Here is a 22,026-nt window from a genome sequence, read left to right on the forward strand (position 1 = left end):
GATCCCTTCTCTAAATAATTTTTAACCTAAGAATTTGATGTGAAGCACTGCTAATTCCTTAACATTAAAGTCAACATGATAGATTCCTTTAGAATCTAGCGTCACATCTAAGACTTTGTTTTGAACTGAATTGTCCGCGTCACGATATGTAATAGAAACTTGCTTAACATTTCGATCTTTCAAGAAGAAATTAATTCCGTCAACATCATCAATCGACCAGTTACTAATGATCATCTGTGATTGGCTTTCATCGATGACCATCTTGCAATTGTACATATTGACCAAATGTGGCACGCTTAATTGTTCCTCAAAGAAATGTTTCAAATCTCCCTCACGAATATCAGTATATTGAGCTTGCCATCCATACTTAGGAGAATCAGTAATTGGTAGGATATAGAACTTATCGTCGCTGACAGTTACTGGTCCCAACTTATTCTCTAAGCGGTCGTAAGCTGATGAATGTACATTTACGTGAGCTTTATAATTAATTTTTACGTAGTCACCCGTGTGAGTTAACATCGTTAATCTTGGATTGTTGATACCAGAAATCGTCTCTCCGTCAAATTGTTCAAATGACTGTTGTCCAGAACGATTCTTGATAACTTCAATACTTGTCGCATTTATCAAATCCAATAGATGACGATTATTCAAAATAACTACTGCATCCCCGTCCAATAGAACAAAGTTACATGAAAGCATTTGAGTAATTTGTTCATCTGACAAGGTATTTAAGAAATTACCCGTAATTGCAACACACTTATTTTTGATTTCCTGATCAGTATAATTAAGCGGTTTAGTTGCAATCCCAAGTGTTGAAAGCAACTCAAGCCATTGAGTTTGTGATGCCATCAAACCTTCTAAAGTACCTTCAGAATCAATCTTCGTCTTAGCAACATCTTGATTCATTGGAACTATAACGCCGCTACGTTGTTCAATAGCAATGCCGTTTTCAGACAAGAAATCCAAAAATTCCTTATCGTTTTTTAGCAGGTAGGCATAACGATATGTCGTATTAACGCCATCACCCATCATACTGAACATATTTAGCAAAACGCCGTTCGCATGAACCAAACTGGTTGTATCTAGTTGGAATTGTGTAAATTTATTTGACTTAGCATATGGCGAGTACAAGAAACTTTCCATTTCTGGATAAATCTTGTGCTTAGTGCCAATTTCGGTTCTCGTTGCAACTGTATACTTCTCAAAATCGCGTGCATATTGTTGAGGACTGACCTCGTTATATGCTGGCAAGTGAGGACGTGATACAGCGGGGGTATTCTCACCACTCAATTCATCTAAGAGCTTCTGCCAGTCACGACCTTCAAGGGCGTGAACCTCTGGCCAAGAACTCATCAAACCTAATTTTGTAGTTGGAGAAACTGCATGAACCTTTTGTTCAATCATACGTGCGACATGTAAAATTTCAGCACGTGCAACTTTTAAATAAGCATTACGGTATTTATTTTCGCCACCAGTGAACATTTTTTGGACGAATTCTTCACGTGATAAGTCAGTTTCCAAAAGCTCATTATATTGTTTCATATGATCTTCACAGAAACATCCTAGTTTGAAGGGTGCGTTCTTATAATGTCTGAAATCATCTTCCAACCATAATTCATTGGGGTGAATACTTGCCCAAATAGCATAGATATCACTGATATAATCAGCCCAACCTTGATAGCCGGGACAAGCCATTGAGATACTTTTAACACCTTGATAGTTAACCATTGGCTTGATATCAAGTTTTGGATTGATGTGAATACCACGATCTGAATGATTCATGGTCGTCCAGGGATTCAAACTTACAGTAATACCAAGCTCCTTTAAGGGCTGACTAACTTCGTCAATGTTAGTAATTAATTCTTTAGCTTTTTCTAGAGTTATATGAGCATCTGATAGTTCCTCTTGATTGATGAAAAAGGCAACATCAGAAACATGAGCTTCTTTAACAAAATCAATCAATCGTTGCTTTTTGTCAGCATCATAAATGTTCTTATCTACTGCGAAACGCAGCGTATAACGGTAAGAATTATTCATCTTCTTCATCATCCTCATCAGAGTCAGCGTTGATAAAGGCGTTGACATCGACGATTCCGTCTTTTGCTTCCTTCATCATATCGGCAACTTTGATATCTGAACCAATGAATTTTTGATTAGCGTAGTTAATTACCATTGGCAAGTTTAAACCAGAAATAACGTGCATTTCAGGATAAGTTTGGGTCAAATTAACAGCGACGTTACCTGGTGTTCCACCAAGTAGATCAACGATTAAGTAGACAGGTTCTTTTCCATAATACTTTTTAATTTCTGTTTCAGCTTTTGCCTTTAAGTCTTCAGGACCATCAGATTTTTCAAGTCCTAAAGCTGTAGTTTCAGGTAGTTCACCGATAATTAATTCTGCTGATTTTAATGTTTCGATTGCCATATTTCCATGACTCATCAAGATTAATGCCATAATTTAAATCCTCCTAGATTTTGCCTAGTACGCCGATTGCTGATAGTGCAATAGCGGCAATAATAACAATAAAGATAACCTTTGTTGATGTCATACCCTTCTTACCTAGTAACCAGTAAACAAGACCTACGATACATGCTGGAACTAACTTAGGAAGAATCATATCAATGTTACTTTGAACACTTAGAGTAACTTTACCCATGTGAGCAACAAATGGGACTTGAACGTTGATCATAGTAGCAACCAAAGCACCAACGATGAAGACACCTAGTAATGTAGCGGCGTCAGTTAAAGCATTCAATTGACCTTGCATTTCAGAAACAAGTTTTGTACCTGTCTTGTAAGCAAAGTGAAGTTGTTTCCAACGGAAAACCATGATAGCAATATTAACTGCTAACCATAGGAATAGTCCCATTGGGTTACCTTGAGCAGCCATAGTAGCAGCAATAGCACCCATGATAGTTGGTACCAAAGCAGCGAACAATGAATCACCGATAGCAGCGAATGGTCCCATAAGACCTGTCTTAATACCAGCAACTGTATCTAGTGAATCAGCACCTTCTTTACCTTCAACGGCAAGATCGATACCTGTAATAATTGTGTTAAAGAAATTACTTGTGTTAAAGAATTGGTTATGTGTCTTCATAGCTTCTTTAAGCTCTGGAGTACCATCACCATAAATTTTTCTTAGTTGTGGCAAGATTGTATAAAGATAACCTGAACCTTGCATTCTTTCGTAGTTCCAACCCATTTGGAAACCGAACAAACTACGTTTGTTAATTTGGTTGAAATCTTTTTTAGTTAATTTGTATTCTTTATTCTTCTTCATCACCGTCTACCTCCCCGTTAGCGTCTTCAATTTCATCGTCTTCGTCTTCATCTTCGTCATCTGAAGTAGCTTTTGGACCTGCAGTAGTAGCAGCGTTCAATTTAGCCATTGATTTCTTGTATTCAAGAATAGCAAAGGCACCACCGATTAAGGCAATAGCTAACATTGGAAGTGAATTGAATGTTGTTGTAAAGGCTTTGTTTGCAGCTGTAACACCTGCACCAAGTGCTTGGATGTTTGAAAATACTGTTGATAGTAGAGCTGTAATTGTGAAACCAAGGATCAAGTAAGCGATGTGTTTCTTAACTGGCAAGTAGTGAAGCAAGATAGCAAAACCAACGGCTGGAAGTGTAGCACCGGCTGTTTGTAGACCAGTGTTCAACCATTGTAGGTCACCATTTAGATATGTAACCATTGTCTTAACAACACCTTGACCTAGAGCCAAAGCTAGGAAAACAGGAATACCACGTGATAGACACCATGGTAAGGCACCTAAAATAGTATGTCTTTCAATACCTTTGTAGTTGAAGTTTTCGATATCTTTATCAACTTGGTGTTGGAAGTAAGTGTTAGTAAATCTAGCAAGAATATCAAATGATGTTAGAAGTGCGGCAACTGGAACACCGATAGCGGCAATAGCTGTAGCAGCTTTCATACCTGTACCGATTGAAAAGGCAGTAGCCAAAACAGTACCTGAGTTAGCATCGATCTTAGAAGCACCACCGAAAGTACCAACACCTAGAACTGTCAATTGAAGAGCGGCACCGATAATAAGTCCGGTCTTCATATCCCCCATGATTAAACCAGAAACCATTCCGGCCCAAACTGGTTGACTCAATGATGAATTCATTTGTAATTCATCATAGATGTTATACATAGAATATGCCGTGAGAAGCAATATTTGAACAATTGTAAAACTCATAGTTCTTTCCCCCAAATTTAATTGTTATTTTTTATAATCTTTCAAGATACCTGCAAAGTCCTTGATTGGGTCACTTGGAACCATTTGTGCTGTTACTTTAACGCCAGCATCCAAAAGTTTGTGGAATGCATCGTAATCGTCATCAGTAACGTTGATTGATTGTGTCAAATGTTGTGAGTCATCTTTTTGTGACATATTACCAACATTGATAGTGTCGAACTTAACGCCTTCTTCAACCATACTTACAAGTGTTGCAGGTTTCTTAACAACAAGAAATACTTTTTGTGAATCGTATTTTCCGGCTAAGATATTTGCTGAAGATTTCTTTGTTCCTAAAATACTTAGGTTGACCCCAGCAGGTTTAGCTAATTTAAGGGCAGTTTTTTGAATGTCACTCTTTATAATTTCGTTATCAACTACCATAATTCTTGATGCTTGTAATTTAGTTGTCCATAAATTAGCTACTTGTCCATGAATTAATCTTTCATCAATTCTTACTGCAATAATGCCCATATCTTTATACCTCCAAATGTTTACTCTTCCTTAGGATTTATTACTGATATCGTGTCGAATGTGATATGCAAATTGATCACTTCTGGCAACGCTCAAAGTAAACTCAATAATTTGATTGTGTGGATCATAAGTCTGTCGTCTGAGGTTCAAACAAGGTGCACCTTCTTTGATATCTAAATACTTACTATCATTGGCACTAGTTATGCCGGCAAGAAAATACTCATCAGCATAATAAACTTGTTCATTGAACTCTTCTGAGAAAACTGAATATAATGATCGATTGCTCAACATCGATTCAGTCATTAAATTGAAATGGTCAGCCGGTAGATAAGTCCGCTCTAGCATTACTGGGATTCCATCAGCAAACCGGAGCCGCTTGATCTTGATTATTTGACTACCCACTTCAGTTTCCAAATTCTTAGCAAAATATGCATTGGCCTCCTTTCGTTCAAAACTAAGAATTTTAGTTTGTGGTTTTTTCCCCAGCGATATCATCTGCTTATTGAAACTGTAACTACTATTCAAATCGCTATTTAGATCAACCCTATTAACAAAAGTGCCTTTGCCATGAACCCGACGAATCATCCCAGTAACTTCCAGTTCCATCAAAGCGGCCCTGACAGTTGTTCGTGATAATTCGTACTTTTCAGCTAGTTCCCTTTCGGAAGGTAATTTAGCATTGGCTGGTAAAGTTTGAATGTAATTAGTCAGCAAGTTGATTAACTGTTCTTGAAGAGTAATTTTCATACGAATCGAATCCTTTCTGGTATCAACCACAAGACCATTGTATACGGTTACAGATGATAAAACAACAAAAGGAATAGACCGTTTTCTTGGTGGTTTATTCAAGAAAATCAGTTATATCAACGCTTTCATTAACACCCCGATTGAGTGGTACTTTTTAAGAACGGTTCTTGAAAAGATACCAGTTAAAAATTGGTCTAACCAATTTTTCAAATGTATATTCTTTTTTCATTAATGAATTTATTAAGTGGTTATACCATTTGATATATTAGTAATCAGCAAAAAAGAACGTAGCGTTATGCATGCGTTCTTTTCGATAAAATTTATCTATTTTTTGATTAATTTTTATTTATTGGTTTCTGCTATGGCTTCTATCTTAAGAATCACTTTCTACGATTCCTTCAGGCAATTTACTCTTAATATAATCAGCTGAATATTGCAATTTATCCAATTCTTCTTGTGGCAAGTCTAATTGAATCTGCTTCACAATTCCATCACGGCCCACAATTGCTGGGTATGATAAGTAAACTCCATATTCTTCACGGAAATTAGAAACAGGCAACTCAATATATGCATCATTCAAAATGGCTAATGTCAAACGAACTGCTGCTGTGGAAATACCATAATTGGTATACTTTTTCCCTGAAAAGACTGTGAATCCACCCATTCGGATATCATCATTTAATTTATCCAAATCCAAACCATCTTTTTCAGCTAACTGTGAAATTGATTGATCCAAAACTTTAACTGTCGACCAGGCTGTAAATTGAGAATTACCATGTTCACCCAAGTTATAACCTTGAACTGAACGGGGGTCTACATTCAATGCAGCACCCACGGCACGTTTCATTCTCGCTGAATCTAATAATGTTCCAGTTCCCATAACGTGTGCTTTAGGCAATCCGGTAATCTCTTGATAAATTGAAACCATTACATCGTTAGGATTACTAATGACAACGATTTTCCCATTAAACTTAGTTGCTTTAATCTTGGTAGCTACATCAGTTACGGCATTACTTGTGTAATCTAATTCGGCAAAACGGTCTGGTTCCACGCGATCCTGCAATTTAATCTTTCCCACTGCAGAAATAATTACATCTGTGTCGTCCAACTGAGAGTAATCATTAACGAAAATATTTGTATGAAATGGCAAATTAGCCATCGCATCTTCGAAATCTAAGGCATCGGCCTGAACTTTCTTTTCATTAATATCAATCATGACCAAGTCATCAACAAATCCACTGCTAACGATATAATGGGCACATGCGGCACCAACATTACCTGTTCCAATAATTGCTACTTTTCTTGTCATATCAATCTACCTCTCAGTTCAAAATAAGTTGTGTTGCCATTATACTCTAATATCATTAAAAATTAATTAATAAATCTATTTTTTTCAAAAAGAATTTGGGACAAAACTACTTTTGCCTTGAAACATGCAGCATAAACGTGGAACAAAACATAGCTTTTTCCGCTTAAAACAAATGGTGCCAGCAATCCAAAAATCGGATTACTGGCACCATTTGCCTTAATGCTCAAAAGCTGAACATGTTTTGTCCCACTCTTTTATTCTATTTAAGATTCTTTTTAATGTAGTCAGCTGAAGCTTGTAATTTATCTAATTCTTCTTGAGGCAAATCAAGTTGCAATTGTTTCAAGATACCATTGCGACCAACGATTGCTGGATACGATAAGTAAACTCCGTAGTCTTCACGATAATTTGATACAGGTAATTCAATATGTGCGTCATTTAAAATTGCCAATGACAATCTGACTGCCGCTGTTGAAACTCCGTAGTTTGTATAACCTTTACCATCAAAGACTGTAAATCCACCCATACGGACATCTTCATTAATTTGTTCCAAATCAAGTCCAGAATCTTTAGCCAACTTTTCAATTGGTTGATCCATGACTTTAACTGTTGACCAAGCTGTAAATTGAGAATTGCCGTGTTCACCCAAGTTATAACCAGAAACTGAACGAGGATCGACAGAGAAGGCTTTTCCAACCGCACGTTTCATTCTAGCTGAGTCGAGCAAAGTACCAGTACCGATAACACGTTCCTTAGGGAAACCAAGGATTTGTTGATACATTGAAGTCATGACGTCATTAGGGTTACTAATAACCACCATGATTCCGTTAAACTTCGTTTGCTTAATTTTTTCAGCAACATCAGTTACTGACTCACCAGTTGGTTTTAATTCACCAAAACGGTTCGGATGATCTCCACCAATCAACTTAATATGGCCGACAGCAGAAATAATAATATCAGCATCATCTAATTGAGAATAATCATTTACAAAAATATTAGTATGGTATGGCAAGTTGGCCATCGCATCTTCAAAGTCCAAAGCATCAGCCTTGACCTTCTTTTCATTTTTGTCGATCAAAACCAAATCATCAACAAATCCACCAGCTACAATATAGTGGGCACATGCGGCACCAACGTTACCCATACCGATAATACCAATTTTTCTAGTCATAAATAAAACTCCTCACAATCAAAGATTTTAAAACAACTTCTCTATACATCATACATTAGTCTTTAGAGAAAGTTTAACCCGAGATGTAAGCCTTTGAAGAAAAACTTGGTTCCAGTCGGCTTCCTAGTGGGCTTTTAACAAAGCCATTATTTTCTTTAAATGTGTAGTGTAGATACAAAAATAGCCCCAGCAATCCCAAATTGGATTACCGAAGCCACTTGTTTTAAGACACGAAAGTTGAACTTATTTGTTCCACTCTTGCTTCTAAATAATTAAAGCTTTTCTTCGTAATATTTCATTTTACTCTTAATGATTCTTTCACATAAGTCAGGATATGAAATACCCACAGCTTCTGCTTCTCTTGGCATCAATGATAATGGTGTCATACCTGGCAAGGTGTTGGCTTCCATAACGTACAATTGACCATCACGTAGTAAGAAATCAACACGTCCATAGTTACTCATACCTAAAGCTTCAAAAGTTTTCTTTGTCAAAGCTTGCATCTGAGCATGTGTTTCATCATCTAAGTTTTCTGGTGGTGTGATGAAGTGAGTTACATTGTTCTCTTGGAATTTGTGTTGGAAATCGTACCAACCTGTATCAACGGCGATTTCAACGGCTGGAAGAACCAAGCCATCAACGATAGCGACTGAAAATTCACGGCCCTTGATATATTCTTCAATCAAGACTTCGCTATCAAATTGTAAAGCGTCCGCAACTGATTCTCTTAATTCAGTCGCATTTTCAACGATATGTGTTCCGACACTTGAACCACCATTTGATGGTTTAACTACCATTGGGTAATTGAATGGAATATCTTCAGATAAGATTTTAGCTGTCTTAGTTGTTGTGTACTTGGCTGTTGGAATCTTATCTTGAACAAAAATTTCTTTAGAATACTTCTTATCCATGGCAAGTCCTGAAGCAAGTGAGCCACTACCTGTGTATCTGATATCAAAGACATCAAAAACTGCTTGCATCTTACCATTTTCACCATCTTCACCGTGTAGTCCCATGTAGACAATATCGGCATGTTGGCAAATTTTAAGAACGTTGCGACCTAGTAGACCGCGAGTTCCGTCAGTACGAAGGGCATTGATTTTTTCATCAGTTAAAACTTCATCATCAATGACAAGTTTACTTTCGTTTTCTGGTTCAGTTGTAAAAAGATCATCAATCTTATCTTCATCAACATCCTTACCTAAAAATGAATCAACGTATGCGACTTCATAACCCTTACTACGTAGTGCGTTGGTGATTTTAACTCCGGAAGATAAAGAAACATTTCTTTCTGTACTTCTTCCACCTGAAAGAACGACAATTTTCATTGTGTTTCACCTAATCCTTTTAAATTTATTACTTAAGCGTAATCCTAGAACCTACAGAATAGCACAATGGCGGGCAAAAAACCATTTTGAAATTCAGGTTTTTAAATTTTTTTTGCGAACTTCTCGAATTTTTCACACATTTTTGGTTTAATTGGCATTAAGGAGGGTAACAACCTTGAAAAAATTAAATATCATTTTATTAGGTTTATTATCTGTAATCACGCTGGGAATCTTTTCAGCACAAAGTGTTAAAGCCGATGATCTAAGTGATCAACCAGTTATGACTTTAGGAACATCTTTAACTGCTGACCAACGTCAAGGGACAGTCAATGCCCTATCATCACAAATTAACAATAGTAATTACAAAACCATCACTGTTACTGGTGATACATTAGTTAAATATTTAAATCCTAGTGGAAATTCTTTCACAAGTAACTCTGGTGTTTGGTCATCAGCCTTGATTCAAAAGACATCATCTGGTTCTGGTATCAACGTTAAGATCGTTGACTACAATGGTAAAAATAATATCACTACCATTACAGCTGACCAATATCGTAATGCTGCTGTTACGGCTGGTATTAGCGATGCCAATATCTATGTAACATCAGCTACCCCAATTGATGGCTCAGGTGCCCTAGCAGGTATCTACGCAGCTTATTCAAATAGTGGCGATACATTGAATCAAAGCCAAGTTAACGCCGCTCAAAAAGAAATGAACGTCTTGAGTGGAATTACCGATGCCAACAAAGGTACAAATGGCTATTCTGATAAACAATTAAATAACGCTGTGGCTGGTATTAAGTCAGATATGGCTCAAAAAGGCGATAACATCACCGTTAACCAGATCACAACAATTGTAAATAACAACTTACAAAAGAACAATTTACAAAACATCATCAACGATAATCAAAAACAACAAATCATCAACTTGATGGTTCAAATCAGAGATTCAGGTGCTTTGAAGAACTCAAACTTCAAGGAACAAGCTTCAAAATTGAGCAACGATATCATGAGTAAAGCTAAAAATATTTTTAACAACTTAAATACTCAAGAAAATCGTAACTTCTTACAAAAGATTTGGGACAGCATTGTTTCATTCTTCAGCGGACTATTTAATTAATCCGTTCTTATATTTACCAACTATTTAAACATGCAGCATAAACGCGGAACAAAACATAGCTTTTTCCGCTTAAAACAAATGACCCCAGCAATCCAAAATCGGATTACTGGGGTTATTTGCCTTAATGATCGAAAGCTGAACATGTTTTGTCCCACTCTCAACTATCGTTCATTTTTTAATACAAGCAAAGTTAAATTTTTATATACTACAATCAGAATCATGCTTTCAAAGGCTCATTACCTTTGTTGACTTTAGTCAGAACGTTTAATGGTGCAACACCTCTCGCCTATTCCGTTTTGATGGAGGTGTATGACTTGATAACCAGGATAAGGTCGAAGGTGTGGTTTTGCAGCTCTTAGAGTTTGCAATTAGTGTTTATTACTTGTCGAAAGCATATTTCGTATATGTGAAAGCTAAGACACTAAAAAAGACTAATCACTTAGATTAGTCTTACCCATTAGTAAACCATTTTCCGTCTGATGTTTGAGACTACAAGAACGTCACTCTTGTGGTCTCTTTTCATTTGTCATTATAAGTGATGAACAAATTGAAATCAACTGTTTACAACACTCTATAAGTATCAAACAACACTTATTTTAGATGATATAAATTATTTTATTCAAAATCAATTGATTAATAGCTACTCATTAATCTAGTTGAACGGTAGTCATCAATATAAATGAGATAAATATCCTTTGACAATAGACATTAAGCCCCATATCATAATATACACAAATATAATTATACACACACGGTGCTAGTTAATTTTTTTGACTGTGGATTTAACTTTTGATTTAAAGAACTAGCCGGAAAGAGCAAGAGATTTTGGTCGCTGTGCAGGTGACGTTAGGGATTTATCCCTTACATCACGGGACGACTTTTGAAACTCGCGCTTTCTGCGAGGTTCAAAATCGAGATGCGAGACCGCTCTTTGGCTCGAATCGGTCCCCATAGCGACCAAAATTTCTTGCTCTTGGAGGCGGCATATTTAACTAGCACCACGTGTAATTATACAAATGCTGAGGAACTAAAAGGCATTCGGCAAATAATTGAAAGGAAGTGGGCAAATTGGTCTTCATTGAGCAGATCTATCATAATTTAACAGATAAATACAACTAAATAGGAGTAAACAAATTAAATGTTACTAGAAGAAAGCAATACGAGTTCCAAAGATAATTCCAAAGAACCCCCGAGAAACTCACAAAAATTATGGCAACTAAGTGAGGAAGACGTAGGTAAAACTTTTCAAACTAACACCGAAGACGGTTTGACCAGTGCTGAAGTAAAACGTCGCCTAGATCGTAATGGTCGCAATGAGTTGGAAGTTAAGAAGCAATCGAAGTTTATCCAATTCATCAAACAATTTAACAACAGTATCATCTATATCCTAGCGGCAGCCGCCATCATGACTTTCTTGATGCATCGCTACTCTGATTCCATCGTTATTGGCTTGGTTATTATCGCCAACGCTATTATCGGTTACGTTCAAGAACAACAAGCTGGTAACGCCTTGGAAAAAATTCGAGAAATGCTAGTTTCCAAAAACTTCGTTTTCCGTGACGGTGAAAAGTTGGAGATTGATGCCCGCGAGTTAGTTGTTGGTGATTTAGTCAATCTTGAAGCCGGTGACGCTGTCCCTGCTGACTTACGTCTAATTTCCGCCGATAATTTAAGTGTTCAAGAATCCACTCTAACCGGTGAAACAAACGCTGTTGAAAAAATTGAAGAAGCTATTCCTGATACAAAGTTACCTTTAGCTGAACGGAAAAACATGGTTTATGCTTCAACGGCTGTTACTCACGGTTCTGGTTTAGGAATTGTCGTTGCAACTGCTGGCGATACCGAAATTGGTCAAATTCAAAATTCAGTCGAATCCGTCAAAGAAAAGCCCACTCCTTTGATGCAAAACTTGAATTCATTAGGATTCGGCCTCTCAATCGCCATCTTAATTGCTGCGGTTGCCTTGTTTATTATTGGATATTTCATTGATACTTACAGCTTACCAACCTTATTGATAGCCGTTATAACGATGGTTGTTGGTTCCATGCCTGAAGGTCTCCCCGCTAGTACCTCTGTCGTTTTAGCTATGGGAACTCGGAAGATGACCAAGCGTAACGTAATCGTCAAGTCATTACCCGCTGTAGAAACTTTAGGTGCTGTTGATATCGTTAATACCGATAAAACAGGTACTTTAACTAAAAACGAAATGACCGTTAAAAAGGTCGTCACACCAACCCATGATTTTGATGTCACTGGTGTTGGTTACGATGCTGACGGCGGAGTCGATTTTGAAGGTAGCTTAAAACTCGCCGGTCAAACATATGACTGGCAAAGTGATCCAAGCATGAAATGGTTAGTTGATATTGCTGGTCAAACTACCGATGCTCAACTTCATTTTGAAAATAATCGTTGGGAACTAAATGGTGAACCAACTGACGGTGCTTTAACAACTTTGTACCGTAAAATGACTGGTGTTGACCCTGAAGTCGACGAAATTGATTCTCTACCATTTGATTCAGCCTTTCGTTTTTCAGCTCGTCTAGCCAACTTAAATAATCAACGTGTTTTAATGGTCAAAGGTTCACCAACTACAATCATTAACGCTTCAACTAATTCAACTGACGAAGATTATTGGAACAATAAAATCAAAGAACTTTCATCTGAAGGATTACGTGTCGTCGCCTTAGCTTACAAATTAGTTGATGACGACGTTGAAGAAATTCAGTCCGACCAAATTAATGGTTTAACTTTAGCCGGAATGGTTGGTATCATCGACCCTCCTCGTGAAGAAGCGCGTAAATCAATTCACGAATTACGCATGGCCGGTATTAAGGTCAAAATGATTACTGGTGATCATCCTGATACTGCTTCAGCAATCGCCAAAAAATTAGACTTAGACTCAGTCATCCGTGCAGTCACTGGTCCCGAAATTGATGCCATGTCTGATGACGAACTAAATGCTAAGATCGATAATTACAACGTCTTTGCCCGAACTACTCCAGCTAATAAACTGCGAATCGTGCGTGCTCAGCAAGCTAATAATCACGTTGTTTCTATGACCGGTGATGGTGTCAATGATGCTCCAGCCTTGAAACAAGCCGACATTGGTGTTGCTATGGGTATTAAGGGTACTGAAGTTGCCAAAGAATCAGCCAACATGGTTTTAGCCGATGATGACTTTGCTGATATCGTGGTAGCTGTTCGCGAAGGACGACATGTTTTCGATAACATTCGTAAAACCATTCGTTTCTTACTGCCAACCAGTTTTGCGGAAGGATTGATTGTAGTAATCAGTATCCTTCTAGGACAAGATTTGCCACTTTATCCAGCTCAATTGTTATGGATCAACATGGTTTCAGCTTTAACAATCCAGTTTGCTTTCATCTTTGAACCACCAGAAGCAGGCATCATGGCTCGAGGACCTAGAAATGTTAAACAAGGATTACTGACGAAATTAGATACCTTTGAAATCGTCTACGCTTCCTTGCTAATTTCCGGACTAGGAATCTGGGCATTTGATCTCTTAACAGGTAAAGGTATGCCCGAAGTAGTTGGTAGTACGATGGCATTAAATATCATCATCTTTGGTAAAATCTTCTACCTATTCAACTTACGAAATGACCATCCCGTTATTTCCAAATACTTCTTCCAAAACAAGATGGCCTTCTACATCATTGGAATCTTGATTGTCTTGCAGTTAGGAATCATTTACCTTCCATTCATGCAATCAATTTTCCACACAACCAACATCAACTTCACCTATGGTTGGCTCATCCCAATCATTGCCGGGGTTATTGTCTTGATTGTAACTGAACTTGGGAAATTCATTCGTTTCCATTTGTTACAACGAAATATTAAATAATTTAAAAAGAGTGGAACAAAACATGTTCAGCTTTCGAGCATTAAGGCAAACAAGACCCGTAATCCGATTTTGGATTGCGGGTCTTGTTTGGTTTAAGCGGAAAAAGCTATGTTTTGTTCCACGTTTATGCGGCATGTTTAAAGGCAACAATAGTTTTATCCCAAACCCTTTTTTTATTTTTTACCATTAAATTCTAAAGTTAAATGCCTTAGCCGGAAGAATCAAGAAATTTAGGTCGCTGTGAAGGTGGCGTTATGGCTTTAGCCATTACACCACGGGACGACTTTTGAAATTCGCGTACTTTGCGAAGTTCAAAATCGAGACTTGAGACCGCTTTTTGGGCTCAAGTCGGTCCCCATAGCGACCTAAATTTCTTGATTCTGGAGGCGGAACTCACATCTTATCCATGGTCTCATTCAACAATTCATCAACCCGATTATTTCCTATATTAGTAGCATGACCCTTAGTCCACTCAAAAGTTTTTTTCGGAACAGTTGGCAATAAACTATCCAATTCCTTCCACAATTCAACATTGGCTGGAACACTGCCATCAGCCTTTTTATAGCCACGTTTTTTCCAACCTGTCAACCAATTTTGGGTGATTGCATTCAAAACATACTTCGAATCTAAGACAAATATCGTATTTTGTTGATTGATTTTTAATTCATTTAATCGTTTAATACTTTGAATCAGGGCCAATATCTCCATGCGGTTATTTGTTACCCCAAATTCGCCTGCTGTACCTTCAAAAACTTCGTCATGATTACTGATATGATAGGCCCAAGCGCCTTTATCTGTCTCTTTTACATGACCACCCTTATAGTTACCATGGTTTCTAGAACCACCATCAGTATAAACGACCGTTTCAAAATCTTTTATATCTGACACCGTTCGTTTTGTTGCTTTTGTTTGTGGCTTAGATTTTTGATTCGTTGTACTCTTTACGTAAGAATCCTTGCCACCAAGAAACGCTTCAGCCTGGGCTCGATCAGGAAAACTTTTATATCTAGCACCGGCAAATCCATCGACTTGTGCCTTACATTCTGGCCAAGTTAAATAGATTCCAGGTTTCTTTCCACGTCTCACTGCATAATATTTTTGCAATTGTCATACCTCATTTGGTTAAAATTTCTCAATAATAATTATATAATAATATCTTGTTGGGGTGAATTTATGAAAAATGGGCAATGGCCGATACTCTACATCCACGGATTTCGTGGTGGAGATTATACGACAGAAAAAATGATTGAATCTGCTTTGGAATGTAATGGTAAGAAAAAAGGCCAATTTCTCAAAGCAATTATTAATTGGCGCGGTAAAGTAACATATGAGGGAACTTGGACTGATGATGAACATCCTATCGTTCAAGTTGTTTTTCAAAACAAGTGGGTTGGCAGTAACCAAATGGAATATTGGTTAGTGAAACTCTTATTTGATTTGCGTTTAAAACATGAATTTACTACATATGACGCCATTGGACACTCTTTAGGTGCTGTCGCTTTAGTTCTAGTCAATCTAAGGGAAAAAATGCGTCCTTATATGCCTCGACTTAAAAAATTAGTACTCATTGCTGGACCGTTCAACGGTATTTTAGGATTAGGTGATCTTCCCAACATCAACCGGATCAAGCCAAATGGACGTCCTGCTTTTATGAGTCCAACATATTTTAGAATATTTATGAATCGTAACAATGTATCCGATGATCTCCGCGTTTTAAATATTTACGGTAACGTCGGCGACCATTCGAATAGTGACAAATATATCTCCGTTACATCAGCAAAGTCAATTTCTTACATTCTCGCACCACGAGCAAAGGAATATACCGAATATTCAATGAAAGGTACTAACGCTGAACATTCGATGTTACATGATGATTCTGAGATTTTAGATACAGTCAACGGGTTCATTTACTACAATCCGTTATCATAACGTTATATAATGACAATACGTCATGCACTTTTACACAGAGAGTTGGAGGGGATTTCTATCAAAGCTTGGGAGCTATTCAGATTAGATATAAAAAGGACCTTGCAGTCAAAGCCCGCAACATTGTTAATGTTAGCTTTGATTATTTTGCCATGTCTTTATTGTTGGTTTAATGTTTGGGCCTTATGGGATCCATATTCCAACACAAGTGACTTGAAAGTTGCTGTTTATTCAGATGATCAATCAGTTAAACTTGAAGGTCAAAAAATTGAAATTGGTGATCAACTGATCGATAACCTAAAAAAGAACCACAAGTTAGGTTGGACCTTCGTTGATTCCAAAGCACAACTAGACCAAGGAGTTAAGGATGGTTCATACTATGCTGGTATTTACATTCCTAAAAACTTCTCAAAGGATATCGTTAGTTTCTTATCAGGTAATATCAAGAAGCCAGCCCTGGTCTTCAAAGTTAATCAGAAAATAAACGCCATCGCCCCGAAGCTGACTGAGACAGGTGCGACGACGTTACAAAATACTATCTCAGATGAATTTATTGGGACAATCAGTAAGACCGTTACAAAGGTTTTGAACAAGTCTGGTGTTGATATTGAGCATAATTTACCAATGTTAAGACGTCTTTCAGCATTGTTGGTCACAACTGATGACAACTTGCCTGAACTACAAGATATCATGGACAAAGTTCAACAAGCCAACACAATTGTTCCTAATTTGAACCAAAAATTACAACAAGTTAATGATATGTATGGCTACATGCCACTACTAAATCAAGATGCCCAAAAACTGGTCAATTTGAATAACTTCCTACCGCTAGCCGATGCTGGTGGTACTGCTGCCAAGGATTTACAAACGAAGATTCCACAAATCCAAAGCGCTGGTTCGCAAGTTAACGAAATTGATAATGATTTTGGAAAGATTTCTAATTTAATGGACAACAGTATCACTCAAGTTGAAAACGGAATTAACGTTGTCAACAAGGTTCAAAACGTTATGCCAGATATTCAACAACTGGGACAAGACGCCGAGAACGCTACTAACAAAGTTAACAATGAATTGATTCCAAAGATCCAACAAGCATTACCAGTTATTAAAACAACTGTTGATACTGGTCTATCAATGATTATCACAATTGCTAAACAAATCAGTACGTCAATGTCAAACATCAATACTTTGATCGACAAAATCAAGGCTGATCCTAAGAACCAAGAATTGAAAGAACAACTCAAACAAGTTATTCAAAACGTTGCTGATGACGCCACACAAATGTCTAAAGTAAGTTCTCAATTAGCTTCATCACTAACTGACCTGCAAAACTTCTACAACAGATTGGCTGAACAATTAGGTCACGATCAAACAACTATCTTCAATAAGCCTATCAGTCGTTTGAATGACCTAGCAGCACTTAACGATGCCCTAGCAGCTAAAGCAAATGATATCTTGGACAACTATACTGACCTTGATACTACCGCTTTACAGGACAAATTAGCCGACTTACAAACACAGTCAGATAAAATTGCTGATGGTGTAAGTGCAATTAAAGATCTTAACGTCATGGACAGTGTTTCTAACACAATCAACGATGTTTCAACACTTCTAAAAGATGCTAGTTCTACTTTGAATCAAGTTAATAACAATATCATCCCAGCCATCCCAGGACTTTTGAACAACACTAAGGGTGTCCTCGAGACAGCTTTAACTTACCTTCAAAAATATCAAAAACAATTGCCTGCTGTCGGTACTGAAATTCACAGTGCTAACCAATTGCTTAATGGTAATATGAGCAACATCATCACTGGTATTAATCTGGTCAATGATTTCTACAATACTGACTATCCACAATTGAAGAAAAAGATGGCTACTGCTACCTTCTTCGTTCAATATCAATTGCCACAAATTGAAAACGAGTTGACGACAACGTTAAACTTAGTCAATTCCAAGACACCTGAACTTGAAAAAGCTCTCTCAACTGCTAATGACTTCGCCGTTAACGACTGGCCACAGTTGAAGAAAGACGTTCATCACTCAGCTAAACTATTGAAGAAGGGCGAAAAAGACGTCGACCTTGGTGCTTTGATTAAGTTAATGAAATCAGACGCTAATAAGGAATCTGACTTCTTCTCTAACCCAGTTAAGTTGAAACAAGAAAACCTTTATGATGTGCCAAATTACGGATCTGCCAGTGCCCCATTCTACTTGGCATTGTGTATCTGGGTTGGTGCTTTACTACTATCAAGTGTCTTCACAGTTCATTTCCAATTGAATGACCGTCAAAAGTATCGTTATTCATTCAAGCAACGTTTCAATGGCCGTTACCTAACCTTTGGTTTCTTAAACCAACTCCAAGCCATTGCCGCTGCCCTTGGTAACTTATTTATCCTTCACGCTTATACGAAGGAAAAAGTTTGGTTGGTACTGTTCTGTATGCTGGTCAGTTTCGTCTTCATCTCGATTCTGTACTCACTCGTGCAAATGTTTGGAACGGTCGGTAAGGGACTAGGAATCATCATTCTGGTGCTTTCGATTTCCGGTGCCGGTGGTAACTTCCCTGTCGTCCTATCTGATGGTTTCTTCCGTATCATTAACCCATACTTGCCATTTACTTATGCCGTTAACCTGATTCGTGAATCAGTCGGTGGAATATATTGGCCTAACGCAACCAAAGATATTATTATATTAGTAGCTTTTGGTGTCGTCTTCTACTTACTAGGCTTACTCACAACTGAGAAGATCAAGCCATTCATGCACAAGTTACATAAGAGTGCTAAGAAGAGTATGATCATCGAATAATTTGGTTTGAAAGAGGGAGAAATTATTTTAATGTCTGATATAAAAATGAAATCTTATCGACCTTTCATAACTGAGAATTTTTTCTGGGATTTCCCAACACACTTCAATTTAAAAGAAGTCAGTGAATTTCTTGGCATGGAGATTGATCCAACGACCCACTACATTTCTGATACTGCCAAAACAATTATGCGTAACGATGGCATCTATTGGTTCATTCAAAGAAAACATCACGACGAAATTGTCGCTGCCATTTCGTTAAGCGATGTCGATTTAGAAAAGAAACATGCTGCTTTAATCGTGACTTTCGCAAATTTAACCACCGCAGAAAAACAAGAAATTTCACAACGATTATTAGTCTTTTTAAAAGACCAACTACATTTAGAAACAATTGAAATCAATCAACTAGATCGTATTATTCAAGAAAACTTCACAAATAATGGCTATAATATTGCTAACAACAATTTATTAAAGAGGAGTTAACATCTATGTACGGATATGGTTATGGTTTTGGTCCCAGCTATCTGTTGATAATCATTGGTTTGGCTATCAGTATGTGGGCATCATGGTATGTAAATCATAATTTTAAAAAATATGATCAATTTACAAGTCACCGTGGCAAAAGCGGTGCGGATGCTGCGAGATATATTTTAGATAGTGCCGGACTACAAGATATTCAAATAAATAAAGTTAGCGGGAATTTGACCGATAATTACAATCCAGGTAATAAGACGTTAAATTTATCCGAATCAACTTACGATTCCACCTCAGTAGCGGCTATCGGCGTTGCAGCCCATGAATGTGGACACGCAATCCAAGATCAAACAAGTTACGTTCCCATGCGCGTCAGAGCTGCATTAGTTCCAGCCGTTAACCTCGGTTCAAACGCATCAATTCCATTGATTATTATCGGTGCTCTATTAGGAATGAACCACACACTAATTACCATCGGAATTTGGCTATTTGCCTTAGTAGTCTTATTCCAAGTCGTAACATTACCAGTTGAATTCAACGCTTCAGGCCGTGCCATCAAGATCTTAGGATCAGGTGACATCCTCGATAACGATGAAGTACCAATGGTAAAACAAGTCTTGTTCGCAGCCGCTTTAACATACGTCGCTGCAGCAATTTCAACAGCATTACAACTCTTACGTTTAATCCTAGTCTTTGGTGACAATCGTAATTAAAAAAGTCGCGTAAGCGGCTTTTTTATTTTTGGGGTTGTTATTAATTTATAGAACGATTTAAATATCTTTTTTTGCACTTAACGGTAATTTATAACACTAGAGTATATCAATAACACTGCCCATTTAAAACAAACTAGCCAACAGAAGAGTGGGTGTCTGCCAGCAGTGACAGTGGTGTTACGGCTTTAGCCGTTACAGCACAGGACGTATTTTGAGATTCGCGTACTTTGCGAAGCTCAAAATCGAGACCTGAGACCTTGGCTCAGGTCGGTCCCACAGCAGGCAGACACCCACTCTTCTGTTGGCGGCCCCCACCAAACAATAGATTTTATAATGATTTTGAAGTAAACTTTCAAGTATGAATAATAGAGGGGAATTTATTTTATGATTGATATTTGGATCATCTGGCTAATTCTCATTATCTTAGTAGTCAATACGGTTTCAGCACTGATCACTGTTTTCCATAGACCACGTAATATCGTTACTACTTGGGCGTGGATCTTAGTCCTTGTCTTATTGCCAATTGTAGGATTCCTTATTTATGCGTTCCTCGGTCGTGGAATTGCGCAGGAAAAAATCTTCAATATCAGTAAGCAAGAGCATTACAGTTTAAGTCAGTTGAAACGAATGGCGATTGCTGCCCAGAAACGTCCTCAAAACGCTTCTAGATACGACGAAACACGTTATGCTGATCACATCATTCGTTTTTTCAACGAAACCGAAGAGGCTCCCTTAACACGCCATAATGAGATTGAACTTTATTTCGATGGTAAAGAAAAATTCAGAGATATGTTTGAAGATATCCGCAACGCCAAAGAAACAGTTCACGTTGAATATTATGCTTTCATCAAAAGTCATATTGGGGACGAGTTTTTAAAACTCTTAACGCAAAAAGCTAAAGAAGGTTTGGAAGTCCGTTTACTCTATGACCCATGGGGTTCTGGTGGTACTAAGCCACGTTATTTCAAAGAATTTCAAGCTGCCGGTGGCGAAGTCTTGCCATTTATCACGTCCAAAAACGTTATCGCCAAAACACGTTTAAACTATCACTTGCACCGAAAAAATGTTGTTATTGACGGTCAAATTGGTTGGATCGGTGGTTTTAACGTTGGCGACCAATATGTCAATACAACTGAAAAATTTGGTTATTGGCGTGATACACACTCACGAATCTTTGGTGCAGCTACATTGTTGTTGCAGGAGCGCTTCTTTAGAGATTGGAATGCTTCACTTGATCGTAATGCCAAACCTTTGGCTTTCTTAGAAAAATATTTTCCATCCGATAAGTTCAATATAGAAGCTAACCTACCTATTCAAATTATTTCTGACGGACCGGATAGCCGTGAGGAAATTTTGAAAGATGGATTCATTGATATGATAGTTAGTGCTAAAAAGAGTGTTTGGATTCAATCGCCTTATTTGGTTCCAGATGATGCGATGTTTACTGCCCTAACAATTGCCGCCCGTTCTGGTGTCGATGTCAGAATCATGATTCCTTGTATGCCTGATCATCCCTTCATTTATCGGGCCACCCAATACTATGCCAATTTATTAACAACTTATGGCATCAAAATTTATAGTTATCAAAAGGGCTTCTTGCACTCAAAAACTTCCGTTTTCGATGGTAAAATTTGTTCAGTTGGTTCTATGAATCATGACTTTAGAAGTTATTCATTAAACTTCGAGGCAAATGCCTTTATCTATGATGCGAAAGTTTCTCATAAATTGGTACGAGCTTTTGAAAAAGATATGGAAGATTCAATCTTCTTAACACCAGAAATTATTAAAGAACAAGGTGCTTGGTTACACTTCAAACAACGATTCTCCAGATTGTTGTCACCTATTCTTTAAAATC

Annotated in this window: 17 protein-coding genes; 7 read left to right on the forward strand and 10 right to left on the reverse strand. The window is 37.6% G+C overall.

The window, feature by feature from the left end; genetic code table 11:
• Positions 1 to 21 precede the first annotated feature (21 nt).
• From D1B17_RS11125 to D1B17_RS11165, 9 genes are all read right to left on the reverse strand, one after another.
• Positions 22 to 2,049 (reverse strand): hypothetical protein, encoded by a 2,028-nt coding sequence (locus D1B17_RS11125; protein ID WP_137432129.1) that lies wholly within the window; start codon positions 2,047 to 2,049, stop codon positions 22 to 24.
• Positions 2,030 to 2,455: a PTS sugar transporter subunit IIA gene (locus D1B17_RS11130; protein WP_120141660.1), complete on the reverse strand. Its 426-nt coding sequence runs from the start codon at positions 2,453 to 2,455 to the stop codon at positions 2,030 to 2,032. The genes D1B17_RS11125 and D1B17_RS11130 overlap by 20 nt, the downstream gene beginning before the upstream one ends.
• Before the next feature lie 13 nt (positions 2,456 to 2,468).
• A complete protein-coding gene (locus D1B17_RS11135; protein WP_120141659.1) occupies positions 2,469 to 3,284 on the reverse strand; it encodes a PTS system mannose/fructose/sorbose family transporter subunit IID in 816 nt (271 codons plus the stop codon).
• The gene (locus D1B17_RS11140) at positions 3,271 to 4,206 is read right to left on the reverse strand and encodes a PTS mannose/fructose/sorbose/N-acetylgalactosamine transporter subunit IIC (protein WP_120141658.1); all 936 of its coding nucleotides are present in this window, start codon (positions 4,204 to 4,206) and stop codon (positions 3,271 to 3,273) included. Before D1B17_RS11140 ends, D1B17_RS11135 begins: the two co-directional genes overlap by 14 nt.
• 24 nt (positions 4,207 to 4,230) lie before the next feature.
• Positions 4,231 to 4,719, reverse strand: a complete 489-nt coding sequence (locus D1B17_RS11145; protein WP_120141657.1) for a PTS sugar transporter subunit IIB — start codon at positions 4,717 to 4,719, stop codon at positions 4,231 to 4,233.
• Positions 4,720 to 4,749: 30 nt separating this feature from the next.
• Entirely contained in the window at positions 4,750 to 5,466 is a 717-nt protein-coding gene (locus D1B17_RS11150) for a GntR family transcriptional regulator (RefSeq protein WP_057892439.1), read from the reverse strand.
• 373 nt (positions 5,467 to 5,839) lie between these two features.
• A complete protein-coding gene (locus tag D1B17_RS11155; protein WP_120141656.1) occupies positions 5,840 to 6,775 on the reverse strand; it encodes an L-lactate dehydrogenase in 936 nt (311 codons plus the stop codon).
• Between the two features lie 259 nt (positions 6,776 to 7,034).
• Positions 7,035 to 7,946 carry an L-lactate dehydrogenase gene (locus D1B17_RS11160; protein ID WP_120141655.1) on the reverse strand — a complete coding sequence of 304 codons (912 nt, stop codon included), beginning with the start codon at positions 7,944 to 7,946 and terminating at the stop codon, positions 7,035 to 7,037.
• A gap of 272 nt (positions 7,947 to 8,218) precedes the next feature.
• Entirely contained in the window at positions 8,219 to 9,274 is a 1,056-nt protein-coding gene (locus D1B17_RS11165; RefSeq protein ID WP_120141654.1) for a D-alanine--D-alanine ligase family protein, read from the reverse strand.
• A 190-nt stretch (positions 9,275 to 9,464) separates the two neighbouring features.
• Between D1B17_RS11165 and D1B17_RS11170 the strand changes: the two genes are divergently transcribed.
• Both D1B17_RS11170 and D1B17_RS11175 read left to right on the forward strand, forming a co-directional pair.
• The gene (locus D1B17_RS11170; RefSeq protein ID WP_240704476.1) at positions 9,465 to 10,394 is read left to right on the forward strand and encodes a DUF1002 domain-containing protein; all 930 of its coding nucleotides are present in this window, start codon (positions 9,465 to 9,467) and stop codon (positions 10,392 to 10,394) included.
• Positions 10,395 to 11,532: 1,138 nt separating this feature from the next.
• On the forward strand, positions 11,533 to 14,256 hold the full coding sequence (locus D1B17_RS11175) for an HAD-IC family P-type ATPase (protein ID WP_120141652.1): 2,724 nt from the start codon (positions 11,533 to 11,535) through the stop codon (positions 14,254 to 14,256).
• Between the two features lie 393 nt (positions 14,257 to 14,649).
• Here the strand turns inward: D1B17_RS11175 and D1B17_RS11180 are convergent, their stop codons facing one another.
• The gene (locus D1B17_RS11180) at positions 14,650 to 15,360 is read right to left on the reverse strand and encodes a ribonuclease H family protein (protein ID WP_120141651.1); all 711 of its coding nucleotides are present in this window, start codon (positions 15,358 to 15,360) and stop codon (positions 14,650 to 14,652) included.
• A 69-nt stretch (positions 15,361 to 15,429) separates the two neighbouring features.
• Here D1B17_RS11180 and D1B17_RS11185 point away from each other — a divergent pair, with 69 nt between their 5' ends.
• From D1B17_RS11185 to cls, 5 genes are all read left to right on the forward strand, one after another.
• Positions 15,430 to 16,185 carry an alpha/beta hydrolase gene (locus D1B17_RS11185; protein ID WP_120141650.1) on the forward strand — a complete coding sequence of 252 codons (756 nt, stop codon included), beginning with the start codon at positions 15,430 to 15,432 and terminating at the stop codon, positions 16,183 to 16,185.
• A 9-nt stretch (positions 16,186 to 16,194) separates the two neighbouring features.
• Positions 16,195 to 18,987: a YhgE/Pip domain-containing protein gene (locus D1B17_RS11190; protein WP_120141649.1), complete on the forward strand. Its 2,793-nt coding sequence runs from the start codon at positions 16,195 to 16,197 to the stop codon at positions 18,985 to 18,987.
• 30 nt (positions 18,988 to 19,017) lie between these two features.
• Positions 19,018 to 19,467 (forward strand): hypothetical protein, encoded by a 450-nt coding sequence (locus D1B17_RS11195; RefSeq protein WP_120141648.1) that lies wholly within the window; start codon positions 19,018 to 19,020, stop codon positions 19,465 to 19,467.
• 5 nt (positions 19,468 to 19,472) lie between these two features.
• The gene (locus D1B17_RS11200; RefSeq protein WP_120141647.1) at positions 19,473 to 20,171 is read left to right on the forward strand and encodes a zinc metallopeptidase; all 699 of its coding nucleotides are present in this window, start codon (positions 19,473 to 19,475) and stop codon (positions 20,169 to 20,171) included.
• Positions 20,172 to 20,555: 384 nt separating this feature from the next.
• Positions 20,556 to 22,022 carry a cardiolipin synthase gene (gene cls / locus D1B17_RS11205; protein WP_120141646.1) on the forward strand — a complete coding sequence of 489 codons (1,467 nt, stop codon included), beginning with the start codon at positions 20,556 to 20,558 and terminating at the stop codon, positions 22,020 to 22,022.
• The last annotated feature ends 4 nt before the right edge of the window (positions 22,023 to 22,026 follow it).

Source organism: Companilactobacillus zhachilii (assembly GCF_003606365.2).
GTDB lineage: Bacteria > Bacillota > Bacilli > Lactobacillales > Lactobacillaceae > Companilactobacillus > Companilactobacillus zhachilii.

Coding starts and splice junctions, on each gene's coding strand:
- D1B17_RS11125 (WP_137432129.1), bottom strand. CDS start 2,049: ATGATGAAGAAGATGAATAATTCTTACCGTTATACGCTGCGTTTCGCA.
- D1B17_RS11130 (WP_120141660.1), bottom strand. CDS start 2,455: ATGGCATTAATCTTGATGAGTCATGGAAATATGGCAATCGAAACATTA.
- D1B17_RS11135 (WP_120141659.1), bottom strand. CDS start 3,284: ATGAAGAAGAATAAAGAATACAAATTAACTAAAAAAGATTTCAACCAA.
- D1B17_RS11140 (WP_120141658.1), bottom strand. CDS start 4,206: ATGAGTTTTACAATTGTTCAAATATTGCTTCTCACGGCATATTCTATG.
- D1B17_RS11145 (WP_120141657.1), bottom strand. CDS start 4,719: ATGGGCATTATTGCAGTAAGAATTGATGAAAGATTAATTCATGGACAA.
- D1B17_RS11150 (WP_057892439.1), bottom strand. CDS start 5,466: ATGAAAATTACTCTTCAAGAACAGTTAATCAACTTGCTGACTAATTAC.
- D1B17_RS11155 (WP_120141656.1), bottom strand. CDS start 6,775: ATGACAAGAAAAGTAGCAATTATTGGAACAGGTAATGTTGGTGCCGCA.
- D1B17_RS11160 (WP_120141655.1), bottom strand. CDS start 7,946: ATGACTAGAAAAATTGGTATTATCGGTATGGGTAACGTTGGTGCCGCA.
- D1B17_RS11165 (WP_120141654.1), bottom strand. CDS start 9,274: ATGAAAATTGTCGTTCTTTCAGGTGGAAGAAGTACAGAAAGAAATGTT.
- D1B17_RS11175 (WP_120141652.1), top strand. CDS start 11,533: ATGTTACTAGAAGAAAGCAATACGAGTTCCAAAGATAATTCCAAAGAA.
- D1B17_RS11185 (WP_120141650.1), top strand. CDS start 15,430: ATGAAAAATGGGCAATGGCCGATACTCTACATCCACGGATTTCGTGGT.
- D1B17_RS11190 (WP_120141649.1), top strand. CDS start 16,195: ATGACAATACGTCATGCACTTTTACACAGAGAGTTGGAGGGGATTTCT.
- D1B17_RS11195 (WP_120141648.1), top strand. CDS start 19,018: ATGTCTGATATAAAAATGAAATCTTATCGACCTTTCATAACTGAGAAT.
- D1B17_RS11200 (WP_120141647.1), top strand. CDS start 19,473: ATGTACGGATATGGTTATGGTTTTGGTCCCAGCTATCTGTTGATAATC.
- cls (WP_120141646.1), top strand. CDS start 20,556: ATGATTGATATTTGGATCATCTGGCTAATTCTCATTATCTTAGTAGTC.